Annotated in this window: 19 protein-coding genes; 12 read left to right on the top strand and 7 right to left on the bottom strand. The window is 41.1% G+C overall.

Annotated elements, in window-relative coordinates; all coding sequences use genetic code 11:
* Positions 1–7: 7 nt before the first annotated feature.
* The 4 genes from HCR01_RS18465 to HCR01_RS18450 form a co-directional block, all read right to left on the bottom strand.
* A complete protein-coding gene (locus HCR01_RS18465; RefSeq protein WP_193197577.1) occupies positions 8–712 on the bottom strand; it encodes an SDR family oxidoreductase in 705 nt (234 codons plus the stop codon).
* A gap of 175 nt (positions 713–887) precedes the next feature.
* Positions 888–2,435, bottom strand: coding sequence for a mercuric reductase (locus HCR01_RS18460; protein ID WP_193197576.1), 1,548 nt, complete (start codon positions 2,433–2,435; stop codon positions 888–890).
* A gap of 150 nt (positions 2,436–2,585) precedes the next feature.
* Entirely contained in the window at positions 2,586–3,341 is a 756-nt protein-coding gene (locus HCR01_RS18455; RefSeq protein ID WP_193197575.1) for a TVP38/TMEM64 family protein, read from the bottom strand.
* A 383-nt stretch (positions 3,342–3,724) separates the two neighbouring features.
* Entirely contained in the window at positions 3,725–4,471 is a 747-nt protein-coding gene (locus tag HCR01_RS18450) for a TVP38/TMEM64 family protein (RefSeq protein WP_193197574.1), read from the bottom strand.
* Between the two features lie 59 nt (positions 4,472–4,530).
* Here HCR01_RS18450 and HCR01_RS18445 point away from each other — a divergent pair, with 59 nt between their 5' ends.
* Positions 4,531–4,827, top strand: coding sequence for a hypothetical protein (locus HCR01_RS18445; RefSeq protein WP_193197573.1), 297 nt, complete (start codon positions 4,531–4,533; stop codon positions 4,825–4,827).
* Positions 4,828–4,835: 8 nt separating this feature from the next.
* On the opposite strand, the gene HCR01_RS18440 is transcribed toward HCR01_RS18445, so the two are convergent.
* Both HCR01_RS18440 and HCR01_RS38790 read right to left on the bottom strand, forming a co-directional pair.
* Positions 4,836–5,546 (bottom strand): TIGR04283 family arsenosugar biosynthesis glycosyltransferase, encoded by a 711-nt coding sequence (locus HCR01_RS18440; RefSeq protein ID WP_193197572.1) that lies wholly within the window; start codon positions 5,544–5,546, stop codon positions 4,836–4,838.
* Positions 5,543–5,863 carry a hypothetical protein gene (locus tag HCR01_RS38790; protein ID WP_226889423.1) on the bottom strand — a complete coding sequence of 107 codons (321 nt, stop codon included), beginning with the start codon at positions 5,861–5,863 and terminating at the stop codon, positions 5,543–5,545. The genes HCR01_RS18440 and HCR01_RS38790 overlap by 4 nt, the downstream gene beginning before the upstream one ends.
* A 115-nt stretch (positions 5,864–5,978) precedes the next feature.
* Between HCR01_RS38790 and HCR01_RS18430 the strand changes: the two genes are divergently transcribed.
* On the top strand, positions 5,979–7,214 hold the full coding sequence (locus HCR01_RS18430) for an LL-diaminopimelate aminotransferase (RefSeq protein WP_193197571.1): 1,236 nt from the start codon (positions 5,979–5,981) through the stop codon (positions 7,212–7,214).
* Positions 7,215–7,560: 346 nt separating this feature from the next.
* On the opposite strand, the gene HCR01_RS18425 is transcribed toward HCR01_RS18430, so the two are convergent.
* Complete coding sequence (locus tag HCR01_RS18425; protein ID WP_193197570.1) at positions 7,561–7,758, bottom strand: NblA/ycf18 family protein; 198 nt, start codon at positions 7,756–7,758, stop codon at positions 7,561–7,563.
* 1,557 nt (positions 7,759–9,315) lie between these two features.
* On the opposite strand from HCR01_RS18425, the gene HCR01_RS18420 reads away from it, so the two are divergent.
* From HCR01_RS18420 to HCR01_RS18355, 10 genes are all read left to right on the top strand, one after another.
* The gene (locus HCR01_RS18420; RefSeq protein WP_193197569.1) at positions 9,316–9,456 is read left to right on the top strand and encodes a hypothetical protein; all 141 of its coding nucleotides are present in this window, start codon (positions 9,316–9,318) and stop codon (positions 9,454–9,456) included.
* Positions 9,457–9,467: 11 nt separating this feature from the next.
* Entirely contained in the window at positions 9,468–9,815 is a 348-nt protein-coding gene (locus tag HCR01_RS18415; protein WP_193197568.1) for a carboxymuconolactone decarboxylase family protein, read from the top strand.
* 26 nt (positions 9,816–9,841) lie between these two features.
* Positions 9,842–11,383: an EthD domain-containing protein gene (locus tag HCR01_RS18410; protein ID WP_193197567.1), complete on the top strand. Its 1,542-nt coding sequence runs from the start codon at positions 9,842–9,844 to the stop codon at positions 11,381–11,383.
* A 79-nt stretch (positions 11,384–11,462) separates the two neighbouring features.
* Entirely contained in the window at positions 11,463–14,969 is a 3,507-nt protein-coding gene (locus HCR01_RS38785; protein WP_226889422.1) for a nuclear transport factor 2 family protein, read from the top strand.
* 303 nt (positions 14,970–15,272) lie between these two features.
* A complete protein-coding gene (locus HCR01_RS18380; protein ID WP_193197566.1) occupies positions 15,273–16,451 on the top strand; it encodes a nuclear transport factor 2 family protein in 1,179 nt (392 codons plus the stop codon).
* A 165-nt stretch (positions 16,452–16,616) separates the two neighbouring features.
* Entirely contained in the window at positions 16,617–18,830 is a 2,214-nt protein-coding gene (locus tag HCR01_RS18375) for a CHRD domain-containing protein (RefSeq protein ID WP_193197565.1), read from the top strand.
* A 166-nt stretch (positions 18,831–18,996) separates the two neighbouring features.
* Positions 18,997–19,317 carry an antibiotic biosynthesis monooxygenase family protein gene (locus HCR01_RS18370; protein WP_193197564.1) on the top strand — a complete coding sequence of 107 codons (321 nt, stop codon included), beginning with the start codon at positions 18,997–18,999 and terminating at the stop codon, positions 19,315–19,317.
* A 375-nt stretch (positions 19,318–19,692) separates the two neighbouring features.
* Entirely contained in the window at positions 19,693–20,325 is a 633-nt protein-coding gene (locus tag HCR01_RS18365) for a DJ-1/PfpI family protein (protein ID WP_193197563.1), read from the top strand.
* 94 nt (positions 20,326–20,419) lie between these two features.
* Positions 20,420–22,252 carry an AGE family epimerase/isomerase gene (locus tag HCR01_RS18360; RefSeq protein WP_193197562.1) on the top strand — a complete coding sequence of 611 codons (1,833 nt, stop codon included), beginning with the start codon at positions 20,420–20,422 and terminating at the stop codon, positions 22,250–22,252.
* 228 nt (positions 22,253–22,480) lie between these two features.
* Complete coding sequence (locus HCR01_RS18355; protein ID WP_193197561.1) at positions 22,481–22,885, top strand: anti-sigma factor antagonist; 405 nt, start codon at positions 22,481–22,483, stop codon at positions 22,883–22,885.
* The last annotated feature ends 83 nt before the right edge of the window (positions 22,886–22,968 follow it).

The raw sequence follows: 22,968 nt of genomic DNA, 5'->3' as shown, positions 1-22,968 counted from the left end.
TCTGATTTTAGAAGAACAGATGACTATCAGGTTGAATATTAATTTCCATTGGCACAGCTTGCGGTTCCGCAGAAAGAGCAAAGAAAATCGCATTGGCAGCAGTTTCAGGACTAAGCATTTTTTTTCTATCTACCTTTAAATTCACGTTGTCCCAGAAAGGAGAATCTACCCCACCAAAGTAGAATAGCGTGAACTTGATACCAAAACGCTTAAGTTCCTCTGCTATGCATTTGCTGAAACCAACAACGCCAAACTTGGAAGCCGAATAAGCCGCGGCCGTTGCCATCGAATGTTTGCCCAAAATACCGATCACGTTACAAATATGACCAGACTTGCGCTTTTGCATTTCTTCAGCAGCCGCCTGAGTAGTGTAGAAGCTACCTTTTAAGTTGACATCTAGCATCTTGTCTAAATCAGCTGGTTCCAGGTTGTTGTAGGGCTTGAGAATACCAGCACCAGCCGCATTCACCAAAACATCGATTTGACCAAACTCGGCAACAGCCTTTTTTATTAAAGTGTCTACCTGTTGCGGATCAGTAATGTCGCAGGGAATGGTCAAAATTGACCCAGGTAAATCATCTGCCAGTGTTGTTAAACGAATTGCATCTCTGGCAGTCAGTATCAACTGTGCCCCTGTAGGGGCAAGTTTGCGAGTTAAAGCTGAACCAATGCCGCCAGTAGCACCGACAACGATGATGACTTTATCATGCATTGTATTAATTTACATTTGTTTACATTATTTTACATAATACCGAATTACAGATTAGGGTTGTACGTAAGCTTATTAATAAAAAGCGGTTTTCAATTCAATAGACCACACGCGTCAGGGCACAATATATTGTGCTGCATTCCATGCATTTGAAAATCGCTGTAATCCGCCAAATTTTTCAAGAAAGCTTTGTGAGAAATCCTAAGAATTGTTTAGTTTTCGGAGTGAGGAGTGTGCGACGATAAGCATCCGCCGCTTTCTTGATAGCTTCAGCTTGAGTGGGATAAGGATGAATCACACCACTGAGTTTGCTCAACCCCAGCTTACCGACAATTGCCGTAGTTACTTCTGAGATCATCTCACCTGCATGACTGGCGACAATAGTTGCACCGATAATTTCATCAGACCCTTTTTTGTGGTGGATTTTGAGAAATCCTAACTCTTCACCGTCAGCGATCGCTCGGTCTACACTACTAAAAGGAATTGCGATCGTAGTCACATCAATGCCCAATTTTTGCGCCTCGTGTTCATACATTCCTACGTGGGCAATTTCGGGATCAGTATAAGTTACCCACGGCATCACTAGACTACTGAGTTTGGAGCGTCCCAAACCAAAGGGAGAAAACAGCGTATTCTTAATCACTATTCGCGCCGCCGCATCAGCAGCATGGGTAAACTTCCAGTTCATGCATATATCACCAGCTGCATAAATCTTGGGATTCGTAGTCTGGAGATAATCATTAACCTTTACACCCTGGCGCTTATCGTATTCCACCCCCACTGCTTCTAAATTTAGACCTTCTACATTTGGCGCACGTCCCGCACCTACTAAAATTTCATCTACTGTGACAGAATCTCGGCGACCATTAGAAGAAAAGTAAAGTCTTTTGCCCTCAGTGACAGTTACCACTTCTTCTAACTGGGAATTTAGCACTACGCGAATTCCTTCGTGAATCAAGACCTTTTGGAGAATTTCAGCGGCGTCAGCATCTTCCTTGTTGAGGAGGTGAGAACCACGATGGAAAAGTATCACCTCACAACCCAAACGCCGGAAAGCTTGCGCCAATTCGCAACCAATCGGCCCACCACCAATTACTGCCAAACGTTCCGGTCGTTGAATCAGGGAAAAAACCGTTTCGTTGGTCAGATAACCTGCCTTTTCAATTCCCGGAATCGAGAGTTGCGCGGCTCTGGCTCCAGTCGCAATTACAGCTTTTTTAAATCGGAGGGTTTTGTTGCCAACTTCCACGGTATTTTTACTTGCAAATCGACCGCTACCCAAGAAGACATCAACCCCTAGTTTCTGAAAGCGCTCAGCCGAATCATGATGACTAATCCCAGACCTTACCCGCCGCATCCGGGCCATGACTGCGGGAAAATCAACATCAATATGTTGGGGAATGTTAACCCCAAGCTCTTTAGCATTCCAGATTTCGCCAACTACGCGAGAGGAGCGGATAACAGTTTTAGATGGTACGCAACCAACATTCAAGCAATCCCCGCCCATGAGATGCTTTTCAATCAAAGCCACTTTTAAACCTAAATCTAGACCAGCTGCACCAGCCGCCACCACTAATCCCGCTGTACCAGCGCCAATCACTACCAAGTCATAAACATCAGCAGGTTCAGGATTGACCCAATTTGGGGGATGGACGTAGGACACCAACTTTTGGTTATACTCATCCATTGGGCGAACTGTGACTACCTCGAATTCTGAATTTGACATTAGTGATACCTCGTTGCAACTAGGGACTGGGAAGATTTCTTAACTCTTTGGCTGGGGTTTAGATTCGAGATTGTTTAATAAGAAATACAGCTTTTGAATTGTTTTGTCAGTTCGATAATTGACAGACACTCTTTAAGTTGAGTTTGTTTTTTAATTTTTAATCACTTCTTCTTCTAAAGCTTTGCGGGCAATACGGGTGACATAAATGGTAACTGTAACTGTAGCAATCAAACCGATGAGCCGAATTGCCCATTGTAAAGTCGGGTTGGTAGGTTGAGCTTCAGTCCCAATCATGGCAAGATTACCAGCAAGGGAACCAATATAAACGTACATGATTGTTCCGGGAATCATGCCCACAGAGCCAATAAAGTAGTCCTGTAGTGAAACTCCTGTGATGCCAAAGGCATAGTTCAATAAATTAAAGGGAAATATGGGAGACAGTCGCGTTAACAGCACAATTTTTAATCCTTCTTTGCCAACAGCTTGGTCAATGGCGGCAAATTTTTTGTTATTTGCAATTTTACGTGCAACCCAGCCCCTTGCTAAATAACGTCCAACGAGGAAAGCCGCAGTAGCCCCTAGAGTTGCACCAATAAGTACATAGAGCGAACCCCAAACTACACCAAAGACAACACCAGCACCCAAGGTAAGGATGGAACCTGGTAAGAAAGCGACAGTGGCAATAATATAAAGTGTAATAAAGGCCAAAGCTCCTACTGCACCAATGTTATTAATCCACTGCAAAGCGTTGCGTAAAATTGCTTGGGGATTGAAAGAATGTGTATTAATAGATTTCTCTGCCAAGGCCAAGTCTGTGTTAAATAAAAAAGCAAAGCCAACCACTAACAATATTAATACACCTAGGATTTTGGTACGAGATTTATTTCTCATAATTTGATTTTTCATAAATTGTAAAAGTGATAAGTATTTTGAAGTATTTTTGTTAAAAATCTAGATTTTTTGTCATTGATTTCATACTTTATTTAGGAAATACTAGCCCTCTTGTATGAATGCTTGAAAATAAGAGTTTTAAGGTTCACGCAGAGGAGCCAGTGCATTGCGCGGGTTCCCCGCGTTGTAGCAACTGGCGTTGCGCGGAGGCGCAGAGAGTAACGATAAGCTTATATATTTAGCAGTTAGAAGATGATTTATATACGAGATAAACTAAACCAATCATTGTCGATAAAATCTGGACAGAACATTAAGAGTTTGATGAAAATATGATAATTGTAGACTTTCGTGGTTCTGGATACTAGTAATAACAGTAAGTGATTGATAATCTTTTTAAACTAATTGCTATTGTTTGGATCATTGGTAATTTCTGCTGTTGCTACACTTTGAGCTAAAGCTTTCTGAGCAATTCTTGTGATATATATGGTTACTGCAACAGTAGAAATTAACCCGACTAGTTGTATCATCCATTGCCAGATTTGAGTTTCTGGAGTGGTTGGCTGATGGGGCATATCAATTACGGCAAGATTACCAGCTAGAGAACCGATGTAAACGTACATTACTGTACCTGGAATGATGCCGATGGAACCTAAGATATAGTCTTTGAGAGAAACTTGTGTTACTCCAAAAGCATAATTTAATAAATTGAACGGAAAAATGGGGGATAAACGAGTCAATAGCACAATTTTCCATCCTTCTTTAGCAACTGCTAGATCAATTGCTTTAAATTTAGGATGTTTGTCCATCATCTGGGTAATCCAATCCCGCGACAGGTAGCGTCCAATGAGAAAAGCGAAAGTTGCTCCAACTGTTGCAGCAATTAACACATAGACTGACCCCCAAAATACGCCAAATAGGCAACCACCTTTAAGAGTCAGAAGAGAACCAGGTACAAACAGTAATGTTGCCAAGTTGTAAATTGCTATGTATCCTATTGGCCCCAAGAAGCCAAGACTATCAACCCAAATGATTGAGGTCTGCAAAAGTCCCTGAACGTTAAACTGTTTGGCAGCAATTATTAGGATAGTTACTAGGCAACTTAACAGTAACAGTTTGAGTTGGACATTAAATGTGCGCTTACTCATTTTTATAAATTCATTTAAGGAATTGGCGAACCTGTAAGGTAAAGCGCCAGACATCAACCTTGGATCTCAGATTTTGCAGTTCTGAACACGAAGTTCCAAGTTCTGAACACGAAGTTCCGAGTTCTGAACACGAAGTTCCGAGTTCTGAGCATGAAGTTCCGAGTTCTGAACACGAAGTTCCGAGTTCTGAGCATGAAGTTCCGAGTTCTGAGCATGAAGTTCCGAGTTCTGAGCATGAAGTTCCAAGTTCTGAGCATGAAGTTCCAAGTTCTGAACACGAAGTTCCGAGTTCTGAACACGAAGTTCCGAGTTCTGAGCATGAAGTTCCAAGTTCTGAAGATAAACTACTTACATGAGAAACAGCTTAAATTCTTCTAAATCTCTCCCAGCGATACCAGCTATGAAGTCGTTTAGGTGAAACACCGAGTAAATAAGCAATGATGATTATTTGATTAAGTAACATAGTTTTAAAAACCCCCTTTTGCAACCACCTACGGGCTGAGGTGACAACTGGCACAGGAATAATTACAATTTTTCCAATGCATTTTAAACGACGCATGAGTTCAAAGTCTTCCATGATGGGCAATTCAGGAAATCTACCTATTTGCTGAAATACTTCTTTTGTTAAAAAAATTGCTTGGTCGCCGTATGGCATTTGGCAAAAACGCGATCGCCAATTTACTCCCAACTCCACCCATCGTAAACTCAAAAGTGATGCATCGATCCGCAAGTTAAATGCACCTGCCACAGTCCGGGGTTGTTGTAGCGCTGTGCGAATCATGGCATCAAACCCAGTTGGTAAGCGGGTATCTGCATGAAGAAATAGCAGAATCTCACCACTAGCAGCCATAGCACCCGCATTCATTTGAGCAGCACGACCAGGTGATGATGAAATAACTTTTATACCCAACGACTGAGCGATCGCTACTGTGTCATCTTGTGAGCCACCATCTACTACAATCACTTCTATATTTTTGCTGAGTTCAATAGTAACAATAGCTGCTTTAACATTCCCCGCTTCATTAATAGCCGGAATAATAATAGAAATTTTGCCAGCACCAATATTCTCACTCATGATTGCTGAGTTTTCTTTTCCAGTTCGTTCGGCCTTGGCGTTCCCGTTCGCGTAGCGTTTCCGAAGGAGAAGGGTAGGCCGCCTCCGCGGACTAAAGAAAAATCAAGGTTTTGAAACCCACGGAGGTGGGTTTTGCCTGTGTAGACGCGGTTTTTAACCGCCCGTTTAACTCTGAAATTCATTGCCTGGATGTCTTGATACAATTGGTCTGTGCTACTAATGCTGATTTTGCCATCTACCTGAAGTTTCTTGATGACTGCTAAGGTTCCCTTAACATTTAATCCCAGTTGATTAAGTCTTAAAGAGTTGAAACTCAAGTAATTTCACAACAAGCTGTCGTTACTGCAAGTGAAGACATTGCCAAGAGCAACAAAGGTTATCCCACAGATGAATTAGCAGTAAGCTGTTGTAGGGCGTTTGTAACAATGTACTATGGCAACGATTAACGACAACTATCTCAAACTGAAAGCAGGTTATTTATTTCCTGAAATTGCTCGCCGGGTGAATGCCTTTGTTGAAGCTAATCCTGATGCCAAAGTCATCCGGCTAGGTATTGGCGATGTCACCGAACCGCTGCCTGAAGCTTGCCGCACAGCGATGATCAAAGCTGTTGAAGAAATGGGCGATCGCACCACCTTCAAAGGCTACGGTCCAGAACAAGGCTATGCTTGGTTACGGGAGAAAATTGCCACCCAAGATTTCCAGGCGCGGGGAGCTGAGATAGATGCTTCGGAAATCTTTATCTCTGACGGTTCTAAGTGCGACACGGGCAATATTCTGGAAATCTTTGGACATGACAACACAATCGCCGTTACTGACCCTGTTTATCCCGTATATGTAGACACTAACGTGATGGCGGGAAATACTGGCGATGCTAACGATAAAGGCGAATTTGAAGGCTTAGTCTATCTGCCGATTACTGCTGAAAACAACTTTACCGCAGAGATTCCCGCTCAAAAAGTTGATTTAATTTATCTCTGCTTTCCTAATAATCCCACTGGTGCGATCGCCACCAAAGAATACTTAAAGTCGTGGGTAGACTATGCCAAAGCTAATGGCTCGATCATTTTCTTTGACGCTGCTTACGAAGCCTACATCACCGATCCTGAAATTCCCCACTCTATCTATGAAATTGAAGGTGCAAAAGAAGTTGCGATCGAGTTTCGTTCTTTCTCCAAGAATGCAGGCTTTACGGGAACCCGCTGTGCATTAACTGTTGTGCCAAAAACGCTAACAGGAAAAGCGCGTGATGGTTCCGATGTGGAACTCTGGAAACTGTGGAATCGCCGTCAGTCCACCAAGTTCAATGGGGTATCCTACATCGTACAACGCGGAGCCGAGGCAGTCTATTCTAAAGAAGGACAAACACAAATCAAAGCATTAGTTAGTTTCTATTTAGAAAATGCCAAAATTATTCGTGAGAAACTTACAGCCGCAGGATTAGCAGTATATGGCGGCGTGAATGCGCCTTACGTCTGGGTAAAAACGCCTAATGGTTTGTCCAGTTGGGAATTTTTCGATAAGCTGCTGCACACTGTGAATGTTGTAGGAACCCCTGGTTCTGGTTTTGGTGCCGCAGGTGAGGGATACTTTCGCATTTCAGCATTTAATAGCCGGGAGAATGTCGAAGAAGCAATGAAGCGGATTGCTGAGAACTTTAAAGTGTAGAGCGATGTCTAATGGCAAGCTGCTCTGCGTCTACGTTTTGTCATAATTTTGCATAAGTTCTGAATACTAAAGGTTATGGTGGGTAGCAAGCATTACCCACCGACCTTGATAAAAAACTTATGACTTATGCACAGAACTCACGCAAAAGATTTGTTGTCATGCTGAGCGAAATGCAGTTTAGAGAAGCATCTCGTAGATTATTCTCTCCGCTATCGCTTTATTCAGAATGACAGACTCTCGTAAAAATACGTAAGTCCTAATACAGATAAAAAAGCTATAAAAAACCATGCTTACAGGCAAAAAGTTCTGTAGGCGGAGAGAAGGGGAGACGCCCGCCGTAGGATGCTCAACGATCTGGTAGGTAACCTTGTATATTTATTGATTGGATATCTATGTAATTATTAATAATATTATCTTTGATCATGCCTATTTGTACAAATTTTACCAATAGCCTTTGTGCTTGCTGTTGATTTAAACCTTGAATATGTATTTCTAGAACTTTTAGTTTAAATTGCTGTTCCATAGTAAGTTCTATAGATTTCATAATTTCTCTCCTATTGATAGGTTTTAATCTCTTATTTAGGCTTGTAGTTTGCTAATTTACTACATTGCAACTTTAAACTCAAAAAAGTAAGGATTCACGCCTGGGGTATTGAAAAAAGATAGTTGATTGTAGCGTAAACATATATTGAAAACAAAAAATCTGTATTATCTTGCATTAATCTCGACTAGCATCCTCACCCCTCAGAACTCAAGTTGGGCGCTGCATAGCCCAACTCCATTAAAAGGACTCAAATGCTTTCTTGATCTTCTTTAGAAAACTTTAGCTATTAGCTTGAGAGCTTAATTTCAGGTAATTGTTGAAACCGATACCAGATCTCAGTATTAACTAAAATATAGTTATGCGACTACGTCAAAAATTTGGACAGCAAACTTTACAGCAGCTTTGAAGTTTATTTCGGGAATACAATTAGTTTTTGGACAGGCTCTTAGTTTGAGATTAGCCATTAAGCTTCCTCCTTTATTCCAAAGCAGGTGTTTTTCAAATTAAAAGTAAGATGGGACGAAACTTCCTCTAACTTTAATTTTGATTTTGGCAATTTCATCCTGGTAAATCAAGTCTTTGGAATTGATTGCTTAGACATAAATAACAGTGTTTTGTCTAGATATATTTTTAGTTTAACGACTGATTTTACAAGCTATTCACTGATTTTTTAACAAAAAAGCGATTAGTCTATTGACGAATTTAAGACTAATATTATTATTCCATTAAGTTATTAGCTTTTAATCCCTGCAAGAAAAGGCTTTAAGTCAAAAACGAGAATTTATCACACCTTATTAAAAAAACTACTTTTTAATTCTTGTTTTTACGTGATGTATTATTTCATCTAAGTGCGTTTAAGAACGGAAAAAATTCCATATTTTATACTAGGCAAGAGCTATGGGGGTTATGCGATTAGAGAGAGACTGAATACCTTTGTAAAATAAGTAGTACTTTTTACTTAATAATTTTCTTGAATTAATATTTTAGTTAAGTGGAAAACTCTAGGCATAATAACTTGAATTATGTCTCAAAAAAGTATTAATAAATTATTTATTATTTAATTTGCATTCAATATACTAATGGCTAAACATGAAATTAATCTGCATTTAAAGATTTCTATCTCATGTCTGGTTAGTGTATGCGAGTTTTTTGCCTTTGATATTATAGACAAAAACAAACAACACAACTGTTTATCATGAATTGTTAAGAAATTTCTCTGCCAAACACTGCGCGTAGCTCGCTTACTCGTCGTAGAAGTATACTACACTATCGCTTCGTATTTTGTAAGATTTTGCTACAGCATGACATTTTTGATTTATCAGATATCCGCTTAACTTAAGGTTATTATGTAGGCTTTACTAAGAAAATAATTATAGAAATATTATATTAATATGACTTTTTCAGACATTTTATGACTATTTACATAAATTAATCAGAATCATACTGATATAATCCCTACTCCTTCTGACTTTTTCATGCTGTAAAAAGTGACTAGTTAACTTAAATTGAAATCAGAAGTAAAACAAGTCTTCAACACCAAACTTATAGAACAGCTAAATGTTGAGAAAGAACAGTTACAGTAATTACCTACAAAAAGTTTTTTATCAAGTTCGCATAAAAGATGAACTTAATCAAGCGACTGATAGCGTTACAGGCATTGCCATTCGCAAACGTACTGTTATTAGCTTCGATATCTAACGGAGAATGACGTGGAATACAAAAATGCTGTTTTGGATGATCAAAGCCTTCAAGAAGGTTTAAAAAGTATCAACCCGAAGTTTGGTGACTTTGTTACTCGTGTAGCGGGTGAAGCGTGGGGATTGCCGTTAATCGACCAAAAGACGAAGGCTTTAATCACGATCGCAGTTGATGTTGTGAATCAAGACCAAGTAGGCCCAGGTAGTCCATTTGCAGCACATGTAAATATGGCTCTCAAGCAAGGAGCCACTATTGCAGAGATAGAAGAACTCCTTTTATTCATGTGTGTTTACGGAGGCTTCAATAAGGTCGCTGGTTGCTTTGGTGCGCTCAATGAGATTTTCAGTTCCCAAACCTAATATTTTGCAGACGTGGACAGACAGAAATGATAGCAGCATTCAGAAAAGCCGATTATGCAACCCGCGATCAAAAAGGCAAAGTCGCCTTTTATGTTCTTTTGTGGAAACGCCGAGGAATTTCTCTAGAACTTTTCGATGACTACTGGAGAGATGTACACGGGCCAGTCTGTGCGCGTTTACCAAGTCAGCATCAATACTGGCAGTTCCATCTGTCTCAAAATGAGGGTGGTTTATGGCCAATTATTAAAGGTATTGAATATATTTGTCCAGAAGAAGATCAGTTTAATGGTATTGCTGAATTAACCTTTGAGACGGAAGCAGAACGTAATATATGGTTTAAATCTGCTGCCATTCTGATGGATGACGAGCACAACGTATTCAGCAAAGCGATCGGTTACAATACCAGTTTTGGCAATTCTAAAACCTATATTGATAGCATCCCTTCAGGAGATCCCAACGGCAAACTGGGTGTGATTAAATTCCACGTCATGGTAAAGAAATCTGACTCCGTGAGTGTGGAAACTTTTCGCAGATATATGACAGATAGCTTTGCACCAGCTGTTATCCAAAGCAATTCTGTCATGAAGTTCCGACTGCATTTGTTTGAGGAAGTAGATAATTCCCGCCCAGACGCAGCTGGGGTATCTCATTATGAATCTCCAGAGAAGCAGTATCAAGCGGCGTTTGAAATTGCTTTTGCTAATCCTCTGGAAATGGAAACATTCTTTGCCTCAAGAGAATACGCTAATGCTGTCCAAGACCAAGCTAAGTATGTTCAGCGGCTTTTACCATTTCCAGAGCGAACTGCTTACACCTTTGTTTACGACGGCAAGATGACTCTAGCCGGTCAGCGGAGTTCTACAGTGGCGGAACTAATTGCAAATATCGGCGCAACTAATCAACTTAAAGAGGACGTAGTTTGTCTTATGCTGGAACAAAAACTTATTTCTAACTCGAATGGTCATAGTAATGGTTCTCAAAACACTGCAAACACATCGATTAACAAACGAACTAATTACTATAAAGATTTGGCAGCAGATTATTCTCGTCCTGGACTTGTAACTGCTTATGTTGCGAAAAAACTAATAGAGGATGCTGAGAAATTTGTGGCAATGAAAGAAAGGACACTACCACAAATTAGTCATAGTTACACTGTTGAACAAATTGAGCAAGAAAACCGCGAATGGTGGCCAACTCATTGCGAGGCATTGAGACAGGGACGAGGCGATATCTTAACTGGTGAATATCGTGATGATTTGGTTTATTTTTGCCAGGATGGCCCCTATCAGGGCTTAGAACAGCAAAAAGAGCGTGAACAACATTGGTGGGCATTAATTGCCCAGCCAGGTGTAACTATGTGTTGGCCGATCGTGATGTTTCATGGTGAAGTAACCTTCTTTGAATGGAAGTGTGTGGATGATGAAACTAACGAAACACTTGCTAAGGGAAATGTTACTTGGATTCGCCGTGGTCATAGAGGCGGATGTTACCTCAAAACTGAGCAATTGACCTTCTACCGCGATGTTTTCGCCCCAGGTGGATTACTGAAATTGATCACCACAGCCTAATACTAGTTGGATTGAATATTTTGCAAGGCTCACCAAAAGGGAGTTTCTCCAAATCAAAAAGTAGCAGAAATAAACCCAAATGGTATCAGATGAAAAGCGGAAATATAAAAATGCAGTTTTAGATGATTTAGAACTGCAAGCGGGTTTAAAAAGTATCAATCCGAAATTTGGTGACTTTGTGACTCGTGTAGCTGGTGAAGCCTGGGGTCTGCCATTAATTGACCAAAAGACTAAGGCATTGATTGCGATCGCAGTTGATGTTGCCAATCAAAATCATAAAGGCCCCGGCAATCCTTTTGTCGCACACGTGGATATGGCTCTTAAACAGGGAGCTACTTACGAAGAAATCACAGAAATTCTTTTATTTATGTGCGCTTATGCGGGGTTCAATAAAGTCGCAGGTTGCTTGGGCGTACTGAAAGAAATTTTTCAAGCAAGGAAAAAGGCAATGACAACAGCAGTGAGAAAGGTCGATTACTCAATCCGTGATCAAAAAGGCAAAGTAGCTTTCTACATTTTGTTGTGGAAACGCAAAGGCATTTCTCTAAAGCTTTTTGATGACTACTGGAGAAATGTACATGGGCCGCTGTGCGCTCGTCTACCAGGCCAGCATCAATACTGGCAATTTCACGTGGCTCAGAATGAAGGTGGTCTATGGCCAACGGTCAATAGTGTAGATAATACTTGTCTAGAAGAAGATCAGTTCAATGGCATTGCTGAATTAACTTTTGAGACAGAAGGCGATCGCCAGACATTTTTTCAATCGTCCAACCTACTCATGGATGATGAGCGCAACTTATTTAGTAAAGCAGTTGGCTACATTACTAGCCCTGGTAATTCTAAAACTTATATTGATAGCATCCCCACGGGCGAACCAAACGGAGAATTAGATATCATCAAGTTCCACGTCATGGTGAAGAAATCTGATGACGTGAGTGTGGAGGCTTTTCGTAAATATCTCACAGATAGTTTTGCACTAGATGTTATTCAAAGTGCTTCTGTCTTGAAATTCCGACTGCATTTGTTTGAGGAAGTAGACAATTCTCGTCCAGAAGCGGCCGGAGTATCTCATCATGAACCTTTAGAGAAGCAGTATCAAGCGGCGTTTGAAATTGCTTTCACTAATCCTCTAGAAATGGAAACATTTTTTGCTTCTAAAGAATACGCTACTGCGGTCAAAGATGTAGCTCAGTATGTCAAGCAGCTTCTACCATTTCCAGAGCGAACTGCTTACACCTTTGTGTATGACAGCAAAATGACCCTGGCTGGTCAATGTAGTTCCAATGTTGCGGATCTAATTGTGAAAGTAGGAGCAACAAATCAACTCAAGTCAGACATAGTTTCTCTTATGAGCGGTAAGCAAATTACTAAATCTGGATTAGGTCATTATCTCCAAGGAGTGCAACACGTCGGTGTCACAGTTCAGGACATGGCAAAATCCCTAGAATTTTACACAGAGGTGTTAGGAGGAAAATTAGTTATTGCTGAACATGATCTAGTCGGTGATGGGATGCAAAACACCCTTTTTCAAAAAGAAGAATTAGATGCGATCGCTAAAGGTATTGACCTCACAACTTTTGATGTTCCCAATCTTAGAGATGCTCAAGCAGCCTTAGATATTAAGTTTATTTCTTTTGGCAATACCTGTGTTGAACTGATCTATTTCAAAGACCCAAAAACACCACACATTCAGTCTTCCTCTGTGAGTAGCATTCCTTCCCATATTGGTCATGTGAATGCAATGCACATTTCTTTTCATGTAAAAGACGATGTAGATCTAAATGTTTTCGCCAAACTTTTAGAACAAGAATGTCAAACACGTGGACTGAACAACGTTATTTTTAATCGTGTAATTCGAGTTAAATCTGAAGAAGAAAGAAGAAAAGTTGCCCTCAAATACAATTCTACAAAATTTTGGAATGAACCGGATTCATCAGCAGAAGAATCAGAAACAGACTTTGGTGAATTAGAAGGCTGGGCATTATTTTATTGTAAAGGGCCAAATGGAGAGCAGTTGGAATTTAACCAAGCTACTCGTAAAGTTAAAGGACTTTTTACCCAAGCACAGGAAAAATATAACATGGCAAACAACACATCTTTCACAGCTTCAAATACTAAATTTTTAGGCATAAATTCCCAACAAGAGAATGTATTAGAAAAAGTTTATGCCACCTTTAGCAGTTCTGTAAATGCTTCATTTGCAACAGCTTGGAATGTCTTACTGGATAAAATTGAAAACCCAGAACGCTACAATCCAGAGGCTAGAGATTACAAGATTCTAGAAAAATGTAGCAATAGCATACTGCGCGAGATGAAAGCGCTAAACATGACTGTCACCGAAAAAATCGTTTGGGATGAAAAAACGGGAGAAGTCCGACATACATTAGTCAATAATCCTCTTTTTATTGGTCAGGCGACTAATACAGTTGTCCGTCCTGCTAATCCTAACGAACTCCCAGTAATTACCTTTACCTTAGACTGGGAACCTTACAACGAGGAAGCTCGAAAAATTGCTCAAACAATTCAACCCAAAATAGCTCAAGCAATTCAGCAAGCTGTTTTGAACGCAAAAATTATCGCTGAACAGCAAGACACACAACGAACTGTTTCCAACGGTAAAGTAGAAACTACAAATGGAAGCAAACCTAACTTAATCAAATTTCCCGGAACAACCACAGATATGGTTAAACGCTTATTCTCTAGAGGAGAGGCGTTTGATTCAGAAGGATTTATTACTTTCTTTACCGACACACCAGTTTATCAATTTGGCAACTTCGATGTGTGTCTAGATAAAGCAGCAATTAAAAAATCTGCTGATGCTTTCTTCAGTCAAATATCGGCTGTGTACCACGAAATTAAGATGATGTGGGAAATAGCTGATGTAGTATTCGTAGAAATGGATGTTACCTACTGGCGTAAAGATGGTTCAGTAATTACACTTCCTTGCTGTGATATCTTCCGGGTGGAAGGAAATAAATTTTCGGAACTGCGGATATTTATGGATGTGAATCCTGTATTTAATCCAACAATTCCTGTTCCCGATTCAGCTTCCGTGTTTACTATTAGCGAAGGTAAAAGGCTTGCACCTCCTAACACAATGAGGCAGCATTTTGCAGAACATCCAGAAGCACAAGAAAGGGTGAAAAATGGATTTGCACCCAAATGGTCAATTACTGGCCCTAAATGGCCAATTAGTTCCGATGCAGTTGATGAAAAAGCTGTGGCACAGTTAAAAGCTGTAGGTGAATTAGCCCAAGCTGTAACTGCTCAAGATTGGGAAAAGGTGAAAAGTTATTTAACTGATGATATCTTCTACAAAGTTGGTTCTGGTGAAGTTGTTTATGGCCCCCAAGCTGTAGTAGATTTCTTTGCACGCACGTTTAAAACTATTGCGGTTTTTTATAGTCATGATGTCAGAAAAGTTTGGCAAGACTCAGATATCATCACTATCGAAATGGATGCCAAATACGAAATGGTTCATAGTAAAAAACGTGTTGTAATCGCCTGCTGTGATGTCTACCGTCTGCGAGGTAATAAGGTGAGCGAATGGCGGGTTTATGCAGATATGTCTCCTTGGCAATCGTAATCCGAATAAATTATTGGTGTTGCTGATTGAAAATATGAATTTACCGGGCTACGCCCCGCTTTGCTAGCACGCAGAGGCGCAGCGAAAAGTTCTGTAGGCGGAGAGAAGTCTGAGCGCCGGCGTCCGGCGATCAGAACTTCGGAGTTACCCAACCTAGGAAACTTTTCAAGACAGAGGCGCAGAGAGTAAGAGTTGAGAATACTTAATTTTTGAATTTCATATCTTAATTCAGCAATACTTAATTAATTGCGTAGTTCTGATAATCTTCAAACGTAAATTTGTATAAATATAATGAGGTAATTTATGTCACAAAAAGTAATTAGTTTGTTGGCAGATGCTTTTGAAAATCCGACTTTACAACAAAAACTTCATACTGCTAAAACTCCTGAAAGCTTCGTCAAAATTGCATCTGAAAATGGCTACAATCTGACTCCCGAAGAATTAGCATCAGCACTTGGTAAAGTGCATGTTGTTTTTGGTGAAGTTGTGGAATCAATGTTGAGTGGCTTAGTTGGAAATACTAGTACTAATGAAGCTGCGATAACAGAAAAAATATCTGGAACAAATGTTGATTTAGTTAAACGCTTATTCTCTAGAGGCGAGGCGTTTGATTCAGAAGGATTTATTACTTTCTTTACCGATACACCAGTTTATCAATTTGGTAACTTCGATGTATGTCTAGATAAAGCAGCAATTAAAAAATCTGCGGATGCTTTCTTCAGTCAGATATCGGCTGTGTACCACGAAATTAAGATGATGTGGGAAATCGGCGATGTAGTATTCGTGGAAATGGATGTTACCTACTGGCGTAAAGATGGCTCAGTCGTTTCGCTTCCTTGCAAAGACATTTTCCGAGTTGAGGGTGATAAATTCTCAGAACTGCGAATATTTATGGATGTGAATCCCGTATTTGATCCAACAATTCCTGTTCCCAAATCCGCTTCTGTATTAACGGCAAGTCAAGGAAAGCAACTACTACCTCCCGGTACAATGAGGAAGCATTTTGCAGAACATCCAGAAGCACAAGAAAGGGTGAAAAATGGATTTGCACCCAAATGGTCAATTACTGGCCCTAAATGGCCAATTAGTTCCGATGCAGTTGATGAAAAAGCTGCGGCACAGTTAAAAGCTGTAGGTGAATTAGCCCAAGCTGTAACTGCTCAAGATTGGGAAAAGGTGAAAAGTTATTTAACTGATGATATCTTTTACAAAGTCGGTTCTGGTGAAGTTGTTTATGGCCCCCAAGCTGTAGTAGATTTCTTTGCACGCACGTTTAAAACTATTGCGGTTTTTTATAGTCATGATGTCAGAAAAGTTTGGCAAGACTCAGATATCATCACTATTGAAATGGATGCCAAATACGAAATGGTTCATAGTAAAAAACGTGTTGTAATCGCCTGCTGTGATGTCTACCGTCTACGAGGTAACAAGGTGAGCGAATGGCGGGTTTATGCAGATATGTCTCCTTGGGGCAACTCCTGAATGTCAGGTAGGGAGAACTCGCCACCATTATATTCGCTTGCTGTACTAGGTCTTAGGAAAAAATTCGAGTGATAAATTATCTTACTTCCCAGTACGGCAAGGCTTACCTTGCCCATATATAAATGGCTTTACTACCTTCTCGCTATCTAAAGGAAATTCATTCGCATGACACACAGCACAGGCTCCGTTGGGATTATCAATTCAGATATAAAAACAAAAGTTGATGACTACTTGCTCGTGCCACAGGATGATCCATCTCGCCCAGCAGTTTATGCCTCTGGAGACTTATACACTTACTTAGCAACTTCAAAAGAAACTAACTTTGATTTCAATTTTTTCGATTTCTTCCTTCCAGTCGGCGGCGGGCCACCTCCACACTTCCACCCTTATGAACACGAAACTTGGTACATAACTGCCGGAAATATTCAATATAACCTAGGCAATCAGGGAACTAATAGTATCGTCTTGCCTGAAGGCAGTTTAATCTTTGGTGCTAGAAACCGAATACACGGTTATCGTAATCTCGACTCGATCGCATCAATAACGGGGAAAACTCCAGGAGCAAGGACACTTTCTTTGACAACTCCTGGGGCGCTAGACCTCTTCTTCAATAATATAGCTACTCCAATAATAGATAGGAATGACCCAATACCTGGCTTCAGCGCTGTTCCAGGTGATGACACTTACAGAAAACTAGCAGAATTTTCGATTCGGACTAATGCCGGTATAAATTTTGCTCCGCCAGATTATCAACCTCCCTCAAACTCTAAGAAGTACGTATTGGTGTTGCCGGAAGATGCTGAGGGTGAAGTAGTAGAGCAAGCAAAGGAACTATCAAAGATTGATGATTTTAGTGTTTGGACAACTGGGGAGCAAGAAGGCTTAGCGCAGCGGCCAACATTTGCTGGCCCATTTGGAATTGAGTACACTTCTCTACTCAGTTTTGAAGAATCGGGAAATGAATTGGCTTACAACCAGTTTTCGCTTGCGCCCCAGGAAACTGATACCTTTGTTCAAGCTAATTTAAATGCCAGCCAAGTGGTGAAGCATAGTGAATCGTTAGCAACTGGCGTTGCCGATTTGGAACCCACTTTAGCGGGAGACGGTATTATCTATGAGTTGATAGTAAATGGCTTGGACTTTGGAGAATTGTTACCGGGTGGTACTCCCCAAACTCCTGATAATGAGTTAGATGATGTTACTGCTATCCATATCCACTCAGGCGATCGCGGCAGCAGTGGCCCACACACATTTAGTATTTTAGATCCGGATCATAAGGATGAAGAGGATCTTAGTATTAAATTGAATGCGGATGGTTCCACCATCATTAGTGGTATCTGGAATTCGACAGAAGCAGAGATTCCCACAGACTTGAGTGACTTCCTGACTGGTAGTGGCTTACCGGGAGAGGAATCAGACTACTACTTTCAAATCCACACTGAGGGTAATCCGGCTGGTGAGATTCGCGGTCAAATTGCTCTCAACAGTGATGATTTTCCCGATCCCGTTAAAAGTGAGGAGCATCAACTTTTATACGTAACAGAAGGGCAACTATCCGTCAAAATCGGTGATGAGGTGAGGCTGGCCGGCCCAGACACCTTTGTCAAAATTGCCCCAGGGAATGAATATGCGATCGCCAACTTTGGCACAGAAGAAGTAGAATCGCTAGCAGTTTCAATCCCGCAAACAAACCTTGAACCAGCGCCTATTCCTTCATACTTAAAGCCTCAAGGAAATCTCTCGCCTAACCAGATAGTCTTCCTGGGTGATGAAGATGACATATTCTATCAGCCCAATCGCAAAAATATTCGGGTTTATGGTGGTGAGGGTAATGATGAACTTTACGCCACTCAAGATACTCGCCTGTTCGGCGAAAAAGGAGAAGACCTGCTTGACGCCTCTAGTGGCTCAGGACGCAACTTGCTTGATGGCGGTGAGGGGAATGACTTCCTGATAGCTGGCAATCAGGATCAACTGGTTGGGGGTGACGGAGATGATACACTCATCATTGTCAGTGGTGGCGAAAACGTCCTCTATGGTAATGCTGGATCTGACCAGTTCTGGATTGCCAACGGCAGAATCCCCAATACTGTTTCTGACCCCAGGCAAGTAATTGATCAGCCATTTCCCTTTCCCGACTTACGGCCGTTAGAGGATACTCGGAACATCATCGCAGACTTTGAGCTAGGCGTTGACAAGATTTACATTAGCGGCATCAGCGGCATCTCTAAGTTTGAGGACTTGAAGTTCCTGCCCGCTTTTGGCGATCTTCGCAGTACTAGCATCCTCGCTAGCTTGGACGGTAAGGATATCTCCTTTGCAAATTTGTCCGGTGTTGTGTTCAACGAATTATCGGCTGGAGACTTCGTTTTCGTCTAAGTGAGTTCAAATAATTGAGAAAACCGTGGAAAGCCAGTTACTAATTACCGATTATCAATTCTCAATGGTCACGTTTCTGAATACAAGTCGGTATTAATTAATCTTCCGATTTTCTTGAATTGCTTAAAATACCAAACTCAGCCCTAACCCGTAAATAGGAGCAAAAATGATTACAATTAGCGACAAAGCTGGTCAAGTCACCGCAATCAACATCTTCACAGTTGAAATTCCCGAACAGCAGCAGCGTATAGTAGATTTCCTGGTGGAGAATCAAGATATACCCATGAGGCAGCCTGGCTTTATATCAGCCAGCGTACACACAAGCTTGGACGGCAAGCGGGTTATCAATTATGTTCAGTGGCACAGCCAGAAAGATATGGAAGTAGCTATGAAAGACCAGGATTTTATAGCTATGAAGGAGAAGGTTGGAAATTTTGCGCCTCACGATTTCAACTTTTACCAGGTCGTCGTCACAATGGAGGCGTAGTGATTATTCACTAGAGGCTCATAGTAATTGGTGAGTAAAGAGTAGACCTCTTGCATGAATCAGATTATGAATTCCAAATAGAGAAATCTCTCATTACTCTCTGCGCCTCTGCGCCCACCGAAGTTTTGATCGGCGGAAGCCGCCGCTCAAACTTCTCTCTGCGTGAACCTTAAAATTCTTATTTTCAAATATTAGTGCAAGAGGTCTAGAGCATCGATTCAGTAATTGCAAAAACCCGATTTATTTTCAGTAAAACGACCAATTCTCATTGACTGTAGAGACGTTGCAATGCAACGTCTCTACGAAATAATCGGTTTTTATCGCCCCTATCTTGAATACTTGCGCCATCTAAAATCACATCAGGAGTTTAATACCATGAAATCCGAATTTAAAGGAAAAATTGGTGTATTAATTGAAGAACATTTTGATCAAACTGAATATCGAAGATTCAATGAGTATTTTCCTCAACAAGGCTATGAAGTAGAGTATATTTCTCACTTATGGGGGAATTCACAATTAACATTCGGTTCAAATCCCGATAATGGTGAAGTTGAAGACCATGTAATTGTGACTACGGAAGTTAATGATATCGATCCATCAGATTACAAAGGCATTATTTGTATTGGTGCTTATGCTATGGATCGTCTGAGATATCAGGTTTCGGTAAAAAAAGGACAGAAAAATCAAGCGCCAGCAGTCGTATTTCTCAGAAAAACGATGAATACAGACGGTGTGAAAGTAGGAACAATCTGTCATTCATTGTGGCTTTTATGTGCTGATACAGATTTAATCAAAGGTCGCCAAGTTACCTGCGCCCACAACATTATCTGTGATGTAGAAAATGCAGGTGGTGAAGTTATTTATGAAGATGACGCAACTGCTGATTTAGTTATTGATGGTAATTTGATTACGGGAAAACATCCAGGTGTTGTAGATCAATTTATGGAAGTATTTATAGAAGAGATCCAAAAGCAGGAAGAAAGGCAAAAAGTTGGAGCGAATGCATAAAATTGCTATCTTTTTGGCAATCCTAATAGTCGCCTAAAACACAACCTTGCAATAAGCATTTAAAAATAAACGTAATAATCCGGGAGGTAGCTTCATGGATCACATGAGTTTTTCATTTTCAGACACGATCGCAGGTTATGTCACTGAATTTAATCGTAGCGAAAAATCCTTTGGTATTAAGACATCAGATGGACGAGAATACCAAGCATACCTCACCCCCAGCGCCTATGGTCGGATTAGTCAAAATTTAGAAGAACCTTATCTTGACTGTACTGCTCGGTTTGGCGAAATGCTGACTGCCGGTCAGCATGTGTTTGCCTATGGCGTTTTCTATCCTCATGGACAGGATTACAAGTTTGAAGTTAAATATCTTGTCTTTCCTGGTGATGCACCCAACAAATATCGGCATGAAGAACCAGATTGGTGGGTTAAGCAAATACGTTCAATTGCTGATTCATACCTGAAATGGCAGTTTGGCTATCCCGAACAGGCGATTGATTATCGGGAATATCGGACTTATCTCAACTTGGCTGGTACTAAAAAGCGTGACGACTTCCTCCAAGAAACAGATACGGTATCTCGCCTAGTTTATGGTTTTGCTTCAGCTTATTTGTTAACCGGAGAAGACCGCTTTCTAGAAGGTGCAGAAAAAGGTACAGAATATCTGCGTCAACACATGCGGTTTTATGACCATGATGAAGACCTGATTTACTGGTATCACGGTATTCAAGTCACAGGCAACCGGGAGCAAAAGTTACTGACATCTGAGTTTGGCGATGACTATGATGCTATTCCAGCTTATGAGCAGATTTATGCTTTAGCTGGCCCTATTCAAACTTATCGGATAACTGGCGATCGCCGCATCCTCCGAGATGCTGAAATGACCATCGATTTGTTTGACCGCTTTTTCTTGGATAAGGATGGCGTTGGTTATTTCTCCCATATTGACCCTATCACCTTAGACCCGCGTGCAGAATCGCTAGGTGCAAACCGCGCTCGCAAAAACTGGAACTCAGTCGGGGATCACGCCCCAGCTTACTTGATTAACTTATGGCTAGCAACTGGCGAACAGAAATACGCCGATATGCTGGAGTATACCTTTGATGCGATCGCCAAATATTTCCCAGACTACGACAACAGCCCATTTGTCCAAGAGCGATTCTACGAAGATTGGAGCCATGATACCACTTGGGGATGGCAGCAAAACCGCGCCGTCATTGGTCATAATCTCAAAATTGCTTGGAACTTGATGCGGATGCAAAGCCTCAAACCCAAGAAAGAATACGCAGATTTGGCAGAAAAAATTGCCGCACTCATGCCCGATGCGGGTAGCGATCGCCAGCGCGGTGGCTGGTATGATGTCGTAGAGCGCACACTGGGCGAAAGCGAAGAACAATACCGCTATGTCTGGCATGACCGAAAAGCTTGGTGGCAGCAAGAGCAAGCAATCCTAGCCTACCTAATTCTGCACGGCATAACTCAAGAGCCAGAATACTTGCGTCATGCTAGAGAAGCCTCAGCTTTCTACAACGCCTTCTTCCTCGACCATGATGATGGTGGCATTTACTTCAACGTCCTAGCAAACGGTTTGCCATACCTTATGGGTAACGAGCGATTCAAAGGCAGCCACTCCATGAGCGGTTATCACTCAACGGAATTGAGCTATTTGTCAGCAGTTTACACCAACCTGCTGATTACCAAACAACCAATGGACTTTTACTTTAAGCCGCAGCCAGGAGCATTTAAAGACAACATCCTGCGAGTACAGCCAGATATCCTACCGCCTGGTAGCGTACGGATTGGTAAAGTATGGGCAAATGAAGAAGAGTATACAGATTTTGACGCCGATGCTTTAACAGTCAAGCTACCCGACACCCAAGAACAAGTAAAAATCCGGGTGCAAATCATCCCGAATTCTTCAAATTAGATCTTGCACTTCTCCCAACAACCGCCTAGGAATGAATTCCAAGGCTAATAGCTAAAGTCGTCTAAAGACAACTGAATAAAGGGTTTTAAGTGACAGATAGACCATGTAGAGACGTTGCATTGCAACGTCTCTACCTCCCAACTGATAACGGATTTTAGTCCACGCTTGCGTGGAATTGAGCTATTAGCAACTAATAAAATTCTGTACTTAGTTTCCGTCGTACCACCTATGAAAATCAACATTGAATCGCTGCAAGTAACATCGGTAGAAACATCTGCTGAAACTGCTTTAAATGAACTCCCCAAAGTAACTTTAGTAGAAGTGGTTGGAGATATAGACACCAATACGGCCCCCCTCGTTCAAGAGCAGATTCTACCACTAGCCCAAGCTGGAACGAGGATGATTATAGAAATGACCAAAGTACCTTATATGTCCAGTGCTGGTTTAAGGGTACTGCTATCACTCTACCGCCAAATATCCGCACAAGGTGGACAGATCGTTTTGGTAGGACTTTCTGAAGAAATTCAGGACACAATGTCTATCACTGGATTTCTAGACTTTTTTCAGACTCGTGACACCCGTGACCAAGCCTTGGAAGCTCTTAAAGTCAAAGTTCAGGTAACAAGCACCTAGTATTGCAGGGTTTGTAGTTAGCACTTTAGTGCTGAATTGAACGCTTAAGCGCTCACTATGAACTTAGCATATTAGTGTCTTAT

Source organism: Nostoc sp. MG11 (genome assembly GCF_014904695.1).
Taxonomy (GTDB): Bacteria; Cyanobacteriota; Cyanobacteriia; order Cyanobacteriales; family Nostocaceae; genus Komarekiella.
Note: the sequence above shows the minus strand (reverse complement) of the source record. Positions and strands in the feature narration are given on the sequence as shown.